9 protein-coding genes and 1 rRNA gene are annotated in these 8,224 nt (G+C 31.7%); all 10 read right to left on the bottom strand.

Going from position 1 to position 8,224, the window contains the following annotated elements:
• Positions 1-124 (bottom strand): 16S ribosomal RNA (locus KQI18_RS13095); the annotation flags it as partial.
• Positions 125-335: 211 nt separating this feature from the next.
• Complete coding sequence (locus tag KQI18_RS13090; protein ID WP_216468383.1) at positions 336-1,112, bottom strand: SigB/SigF/SigG family RNA polymerase sigma factor; 777 nt, start codon at positions 1,110-1,112, stop codon at positions 336-338.
• Positions 1,112-1,519, bottom strand: coding sequence for an ATP-binding protein (locus KQI18_RS13085; protein WP_236887774.1), 408 nt, complete (start codon positions 1,517-1,519; stop codon positions 1,112-1,114). The genes KQI18_RS13090 and KQI18_RS13085 overlap by 1 nt, the downstream gene beginning before the upstream one ends.
• Positions 1,520-1,522: 3 nt before the next feature.
• A complete protein-coding gene (locus KQI18_RS13080) occupies positions 1,523-1,840 on the bottom strand; it encodes an STAS domain-containing protein (RefSeq protein ID WP_216468382.1) in 318 nt (105 codons plus the stop codon).
• A 10-nt stretch (positions 1,841-1,850) separates the two neighbouring features.
• Positions 1,851-2,120 (bottom strand): DUF948 domain-containing protein, encoded by a 270-nt coding sequence (locus KQI18_RS13075; RefSeq protein WP_216468381.1) that lies wholly within the window; start codon positions 2,118-2,120, stop codon positions 1,851-1,853.
• Complete coding sequence (locus tag KQI18_RS13070) at positions 2,120-2,410, bottom strand: YtxH domain-containing protein (protein ID WP_216468380.1); 291 nt, start codon at positions 2,408-2,410, stop codon at positions 2,120-2,122. The genes KQI18_RS13075 and KQI18_RS13070 overlap by 1 nt, the downstream gene beginning before the upstream one ends.
• A 61-nt stretch (positions 2,411-2,471) precedes the next feature.
• Positions 2,472-4,898: a DNA gyrase subunit A gene (gene gyrA, locus KQI18_RS13065; protein ID WP_216468379.1), complete on the bottom strand. Its 2,427-nt coding sequence runs from the start codon at positions 4,896-4,898 to the stop codon at positions 2,472-2,474.
• Between the two features lie 20 nt (positions 4,899-4,918).
• Positions 4,919-6,820 carry a DNA topoisomerase (ATP-hydrolyzing) subunit B gene (gene gyrB / locus KQI18_RS13060; protein ID WP_216468378.1) on the bottom strand — a complete coding sequence of 634 codons (1,902 nt, stop codon included), beginning with the start codon at positions 6,818-6,820 and terminating at the stop codon, positions 4,919-4,921.
• Positions 6,821-7,936: a DNA replication/repair protein RecF gene (recF, locus tag KQI18_RS13055; protein WP_216468377.1), complete on the bottom strand. Its 1,116-nt coding sequence runs from the start codon at positions 7,934-7,936 to the stop codon at positions 6,821-6,823.
• A gap of 11 nt (positions 7,937-7,947) precedes the next feature.
• A complete protein-coding gene (gene yaaA, locus KQI18_RS13050) occupies positions 7,948-8,154 on the bottom strand; it encodes a S4 domain-containing protein YaaA (RefSeq protein ID WP_216468376.1) in 207 nt (68 codons plus the stop codon).
• Positions 8,155-8,224 lie beyond the last annotated feature (70 nt).

The raw sequence follows: 8,224 nt of genomic DNA, 5'->3' as shown, positions 1-8,224 counted from the left end.
CAGGGTAGGTTACCCACGCGTTACTCACCCGTCCGCCGCTCTCCCCCGAAGGGGTTCGCTCGACTTGCATGTGTTAGGCACGCCGCCAGCGTTCATCCTGAGCCAGGATCAAACTCTCAAAAAAAATTTGATGGCTCAGATACTATTGTTATCAAAATATCTGGCTTTATATGGTTTGTTTCTTGTTTTCTTATAAATTAACCTACTGTTTAATTTTCAATGTTCTTTTAACAATCTTTTTTTATTATGTTGATTGTCCTTTTGTGCCGCGACCTCGTGGTCACTTGCTACAAGTAATACTATACTACGCACAAAAGAACATGTCAACACTTTTTTTAAAAATTATTTTTATTATAGTCTTTTTTTAGTTTTTCGATCACTTTTCTCTCTAGCCTTGATACCGACATTTGAGATATTTCAAGCTCTTTAGCTATACTTGATTGAGTTTTCTCATTAAAATATCTATCTTTAAATATTCTAAGTTCAAGTTCATTTAGAGTATCCATAAATTTATTAATATAATCATTATACTCTATATTGCTAAAGTCAATTTCCTCTTTCCCTATTCTGTCTATAAGAGTTATATCTTTATCGTCAGATTCATCTTTACTTGAAGAGTCAAGGGACATGGGCTGATACCCATACGAAGCCTCCATAGCTTCTAATACCTCTTCTTGGGTGCAACCAATATAATCAGCTATATCTTTTACTTTAGGATATTTTTTATTTTCTTGTTCGAGCTTAATTCTTGCTTCACTTATTTTTTTATTTAATTCTTGAATTCTTCTTGGTACTCTTAGAGTCCATACTTTATCTCTAAAATATTTTTTTATTTCACCAACAATTGTAGGAGTCGCGAAACTAGAAAATTCAAAACCTTTATCGATATCATATCTATCAATAGCATAAATCAAAGCCAATGAAGCAACTTGATATATATCTTCGTAATCTACGCCTTTATTAGCATACTTTTTAGACAATAACTTGGCTAAATATAGGTATCTTTCAACCAATATATTTCTAATTTCTCTATCACTGCTATCTTTATATAACTTAAAAAGCTCTTTCGTATCCATATTTAAGTAGTTTGTAGCATTAGCTACATTTTTCATTAAATATCAACTCCTAAATACTTAGTCATTTTTATAATTGTACCTTCTTTATCTTTAGATTCTATCTCAACCTTATCCATAAGTGTCTTGATTATATAAATACCTAGTCCACCCTCTTTCGGATTTTCTAAATCTATGGCTTCAATAGAATTAACATCATACCCCTTACCTTGATCTTTAATTTCTATGCATAACCCATTATGTAATATCTTAAACTCAATTAAAAAATTGTCAACTTCGCTGTGTCTAATTGCATTAGTACAAGCTTCAGAGACTGCTACTTTAATATCTTCTATATCATCAACTGAAAAACCTACTTTATTAGCCACACCAGACGTAGCCAATCTTATTATACCTACGTAGTCTGGATTTGTAGATATTTCCATTTTTATAGTATCACAAGTCAAGTTCTATCCCTCCATTTTAAATATTTTATCCAGACCTGTTATTGTGAAAATCTTTTTTACATTGCTTTTAGGATTGGATATATATATTTGTTTGTCGTTTAGTTTAAGTTTTTTCAATACACCAATCATAACGCCAAGACCCGTAGAGTCTATATAATCTAAATCTGTTAGATTAATTTTCATATCTAACATGTTTTTTTCTAATAAATTATGTAATCTTTCTTTTAATTTATCAGCACTCGATATATCTAACTCACCTTCAAGCGATATATCCCAAAAATTATTTGTAGAATCAAGTCTAGAATCAATTCCTATAGACATATAACTCCTCCTATTTTATTTTTTTCTTTTTAACTACCTTAAAAATATTTACAAGTCCTGTTAATCTAACTGCATAACTAGTAATTGTATCAATATTATCACTTATAGAAGATACATTTTTTATTATGTCTTCTATATTTCTTTCATTGTAATCAACTATCTTATACACTTTTTCGACAGATTTATTTAAGCTATTTAATAATTTAGCTATATATATAGCTATTATTAGAGCTGAAATTCCAACTAATACAGCGCCTATTTGCCATCCCCATGCACTCATTAATTATTCTCTCCCTCATCATCAAAAGTTCTACTTATCACTATATCTTCTTCAGATATTTTTATATCTTCATCATCGTCACAATCATCAACAAAACTAGTTATTCTTTCTTTTACATCATCATAAGTTTCTTTTATAGCATCCTTAGGATTTTCTTTTACTTCTTTTATTTTTTCTTTTGCATCTTTTCTAAGTTCTGCTCCTTTTTTAGGTGCAACAAATAGACCAAATAAAAAACCAAATATAGCTCCTAGAAATAAAATTCCGCCTTTTTTATTGTTTTTACTCATATTTCTACCTCCTAATGAATTTACTTAAATATATTATAACAAAAAGAATAGGATATTCATCCTATTCTTCATCAATATTTATTTTTGCGATAGAAACAACATTAACTTCTTCGTCTGTTCTTATTAATTTAACTCCACTTGTGACTCTTCCGAAAAGTGAGATTTCATTTACTTTTAACCTAATAAGAACTCCGTTAGAGTTGATAATCATAATTTCATCATCTTCATTTACCATTTCAGCTCCAACTATAGTACCTGTTTTTTCTGTAATGTTGTAAGTTTTTATACCTTTACCAGATCTTATTTGCGATCTATACTCGTCTATATCAGTTCTCTTACCGAAACCATATTGACTTACAACAAGTACATCTGTTCCTTCGCTACATATGTTCATAGAGACAACAATATCATTTTTAGATAAAGTAATACCTTTAACTCCCATAGCTGTTCTACCCATATGTCTTATATCATTTTCATTAAATCTAATAGACATGGCGTTTTCAGTAACTAGTAGTACATCTTGGTTTCCATCTGTAATTTTAACACCAATTAGCTCATCGCTATCTCTTAGACCTATAGCTATGAGACCTGATTTATTTATATTTTTAAATTCATCTCTCTTAGTCTTTTTAACTATACCATTTTTAGTAGTGAATAATAAGTATTTACTCTCATCATCACCTTCAATTGGTATAAGTGTAGCTATTTTTTCTCCAGGTCCTAGTTGTAGTAAATTAACTATTGCTGTTCCTTTAGCTTGTCTCTTACCTTCTGGTATTTCATAAGCATCAAGCTTAAATACCCTACCTCTATTAGTAAAGAATAAAAGCCTACTGTGAGTTGTAGTCGTCACAAGCTGTTTTACGAAATCTTCATCTCTTGTAGTTATCGCAGAAATTCCTCTTCCGCCTCTTTTTTGGCTTCTATAAGTATCAGCAGGAAGTCTCTTAATATATCCGAAATGTGTAAGAGTTATAGCTATTTCTTCATCGTCTATTAGATCTCTCATGTCTATTTCGCCTTCAGCATGAACTATTTCAGTTCTTCTCTCATCGCTGTATTTATTTTTTATTTCAGTCATTTCATCTTTGATTATTTGTAAAAGAAGTATCTCATTAGCAAGAATCTCTTTTAATCTATTTATAGTTTTTAGTAACTCTTCGTATTCAGCGTCTATTTTATCTCTCTCTAAACCAGTAAGTCTTTGAAGTCTCATATCTAATATAGCTTGGGCCTGAATTTCTGAAAGTTTAAATCTCTCCATTAAGCCTGCTTTAGCTTCTTGACCAGTTTTAGAAGATCTTATTAATTTTATTACCTCATCTATGTTATCTAAAGCTATGATCAATCCCTCTAATATATGTGCTCTCGCCTCAGCTTTATTGAGTTCAAACTTAGTCCTTCTAGTAACCACATCTCTTTGATGTTGTATATAGTGATAAAGAATCTGCTTTAAGTTTAATACCTTAGGCTCTCCATTGACTAGTGCAAGCATAATTATACTAAAAGTATCTTCCATTTGAGAGTGCTTGTATAGATTGTTTAGAACTATATTTGCATTTGCATCTCTCTTAAGCTCTATAACTATTCTCATACCATTTCTATTACTCTCATCTCTAAGATCAGATATACCTTCTAATTTCTTTTCTTTAACTAGCTCAGCAATTCTTTCAACAAGTTTAGCTTTATTTACCTGGTAAGGAATTTCAGTAACAACTATTTGTTGCCTATCATTAGCTCTCTCTTCTATAACAGCTCTAGCTCTTACTTTTACTTTACCTCTACCAGTTCTATAAGCTTCTGATATATTTTCTTTCCCCATTATAATGGCTGCTGTAGGGAAGTCTGGACCCTGAACATAAGGTATTAAATCCTCTACTGCACATTCTGGGTTATCTATTAAATGAACAGTAGCATCAATTACTTCTCCTAAATTATGCGGAGGAATTGATGTAGCCATACCAACTGCTATACCATTAGATCCATTAACTAATAAGTTTGGATATCTAGCAGGGAGTACTGCTGGTTCTTTTAGAGATTCATCAAAGTTGTTTACAAAATCTACCGTCTCTTTATCTATGTCTCTAAGAAGCTCTAATGAAAGCCTACTCATTCTAGCCTCAGTGTAACGCATTGCAGCTGGAGAATCACCATCCACGGATCCGAAGTTACCATGTCCATCGACTAATAACGCTCTTGTAGAGAAATCTTGTGCCATTCTAACCATCGCAAGGTAAACAGCACTATCCCCGTGTGGATGGTACTTTCCTAGTACGTCTCCGACGATACGTGCTGATTTTCTATGTGGTTTATCTGGTGTTAAATTTAATTCACTCATAGAATAAAGGATTCTTCTATGAACTGGCTTTAATCCATCTCTTACATCAGGAAGGGCACGACCAGCTATAACACTCATTGAATAATCAATATATGATTTTTTCATTTCCTCCGCAATCTCAATTGGGAGTACTCTATTTGTATTTTCCATGTAAACTCATCTCCTTCTTCCTATATGTCTAAGTTTCTTACATATTTAGCATTCTTTTCGATAAATTCTTTTCTAGGGCCTACCTTATCACCCATAAGCATAGAGAATACTTCATCAGCTATTACAGCATCTTCAATATCAACTTGAAGTAGTGTTCTCTTTTCTGGATCCATTGTAGTATCCCATAACTGCTCAGCGTTCATCTCTCCAAGACCTTTATATCTTTGTATATCTATACTATTTCTACCAATCTCTTCAAGTAATTCATTTAACTCTTCATCTGAATACACATAGTGTTCTTGTTTTTGTTTTTTTACTTTGTATAGTGGTGGTTGCGCAGCATAAACATAACCGTGTTCTATAAGAGGTCTCATGTATCTAAATAAGAATGTCAGAAGCAAGGTTCTTATATGAGCTCCATCAACATCGGCATCGGTCATTATTACTATTTTGTGGTATCTAGCTTTTTCTAAATCAAAATCATCAGCAATACCACAACCAAATGCTGTAATCATATTCTTTATTTCATCAGAAGAAAGAATTCTATCTAATCTAGATTTTTCAACGTTTAATATCTTACCTCTAAGTGGAAGTATTGCTTGAGTGTGTCTGTCTCTTCCTTGCTTAGCAGAACCACCGGCTGAATCCCCTTCGACTATAAATATTTCACTTTTAGCAGGATCTTTTTCAGCACAGTCAGCTAACTTACCTGGAAGTGATGTACTTTCAAGAACACTTTTCCTTCTAGTTAATTCTCTTGCTTTTTTAGCTGCTTCTCTTGCTCTTTGAGCTCTAAGTGCTTTATCTACCACTATTCTAGCTGTAGTTGGGTTTTCCTCAAAGAAGGATCCTAATTCTTCCATTGTAACACTATCAACTAAACCTCTCATAAATGTATTTCCTAGTTTAGTCTTAGTTTGTCCTTCAAATTGAGGATCAGTAAGTTTTACAGAAAGTACTACTGTAAGACCTTCTCTTACATCTTCTCCAGATAAACTTGCTTCTCCATCTTTTAAGTATTTATTTCTCTTTGCATAATCATTTATTGTCTTTGTCAGCGCAGATTTAAATCCACTTAAGTGTGATCCACCTTCATGTGTATTTATATTGTTAGCAAAAGAGTAAATGTTCTCTGTGTAACCATCAGTATATTGCATTGCTAACTCTATAAAACTGTCATTGACTTTTTTCTCTACATAAATTACATCTTCGTGAATTCCTGTTCTAGATTTATTTAAGTATTTTACATACTCAATAAGCCCTCCTGTATAGTGGAATTCTTTTATATTCTCATGCTCGGCTCTCTTATCTTCAAAGATTATTTTTACTCCTTTGTTAAGGAATGATAACTCTCTAAGTCTATACTCTAGAGTTTCATATTTAAAATCTATTTCATCAAATATTGTAGCATCAGGCATAAACTGTATTGTTGCACCTGTATGATCAGATTCTCCAGCTACCTCTAGTGGACCTTGAGCAATACCTTTTTTGTATGTTTGTTTATAGACTTTTCCATCTCTTCTAACTTCCGCAATCATCCATTCTGAAAGCGCATTAACAACAGAAACCCCTACACCGTGTAGGCCACCAGATACTTTGTATCCTCCACCACCAAATTTACCTCCAGCGTGTAGATTTGTTAAAACTGTCTCTAATGTAGACTTTCCAGTTTTAGGATGTAGCTCAACCGGTATACCTCTTCCATTATCAATTACGCTAACGCTACCATCTTCATTGATCGAAACGTATATTTCTGTACAATACCCTTGTAACGCCTCATCTATACTATTATCTACAACCTCATATACTAAGTGATGTAATCCTCTTGGCCCTGTAGAACCAATGTACATTCCTGGTCTTTTTCTTACAGCTTCTAATCCTTCAAGGACCTGAATCTGACTTGCACCATATTCTTGTTCCATCTAGTTACCTCCATTCTCTATGCTAACAACTTGACCTTTATCTATATTAAAAATAGTAGTATTATTTTTGTCAAAAATGTTTTTATGTGAAACTTCAGCTGTTGTAATAAACATCTGAATATTATTTAGTTTTTCAACCAACAATCTTTGCCTAACCTCATCTAATTCACTGAATACATCATCTAAAATTAGAACTGGATATTCACCGACTTCTTGCCTTATAAGTTCTATTTCAGATAATTTAAGTGATATAGACGCAGTTCTTTGCTGACCTTGGGATCCATATAATCTTACATCAAGATCATCTATATAAATATTTAAATCATCTCTATGGATTCCATATTTGGTTGTCCTCATTTCGATATCATTTGATCTATTTGAGGCAAGCTTTTCAATTATTTTATTGTACACATTCTCTGTATTGTCATCTTCTGCTAAGCTAATTTGATTTTTATACTCGATGGATAGTATTTCTTTATCATTTGTTAAATCTCTATGAAATGATTTAGATATGTTAGATAATTTTTTTATGAAATCTCTCCTCAAAATATAAATATAACTACCGTACTTAGCTAGGTTTGCATCGTAAACATCCAATAAATTTTCGTCTACATAGCGACTTTTTAAAAGCTTATTTCTTTGTAAAAGTGTTTTATTATAATTTGAAAGATAATTGTAATACTTAGGCATTATCTGGCTTATTTCTTTATCAATAAACGATCTTCTCTCTTTTGGCCCATCTTTTACTAGTTTAAGATCTTCAGGCGAAAATATAACAACATTTAGATTACCAAGTAATTCTTGAATCTTTTGTATTGGTATTTTATTGATCTTAATGCCTTTCTTATTTTTATCTATAAAAAGTTCAATCTTTCTCATGCCGCTAATTTTCTCAAAATTTCCGCCAATATATAAATTTTCACTATTAAATTTAATTAATTCTTTATCCTTGCTTGTTCTAAATGACTTTCCAATAGACAACATATAAATCGATTCTACTATATTTGTTTTGCCCTGACCATTTTTTCCAATGAGTAGATTTATATTTTTATTAAATTCGACGTACAACTTCTCATAATTTCTAAAGTTAACAAGTTGTAAATTTATAAGGTTCACTTAAACTCATCCTATAATACTCTTAATTTTTCGTCTTCAACTTCAACTACATCTCCAGGCTTTAATTTACGCCCTCTTCTTAGTTCTATTTCACCATTGACCTTCACTAAACCTTCTTGAATTAAAATTTTAGAATGTCCTCCAGTCGATGTTATTTCTGCAAGCTTAAGAAATTGATCTAATTTTATAAATTCTGAATCTATTGGTATATCAATCATAAGAAGTCCTCCTATTTTTATTAATTCAATATGAAAAATTATTCATCTAATTTTATATTATATCATAAAA

The sequence above is a fragment of the Metaclostridioides mangenotii genome, from assembly GCF_018917235.1.
Classification (GTDB): Bacteria; Bacillota; Clostridia; order Peptostreptococcales; family Peptostreptococcaceae; genus Metaclostridioides.
Note: the sequence above shows the minus strand (reverse complement) of the source record. Positions and strands in the feature narration are given on the sequence as shown.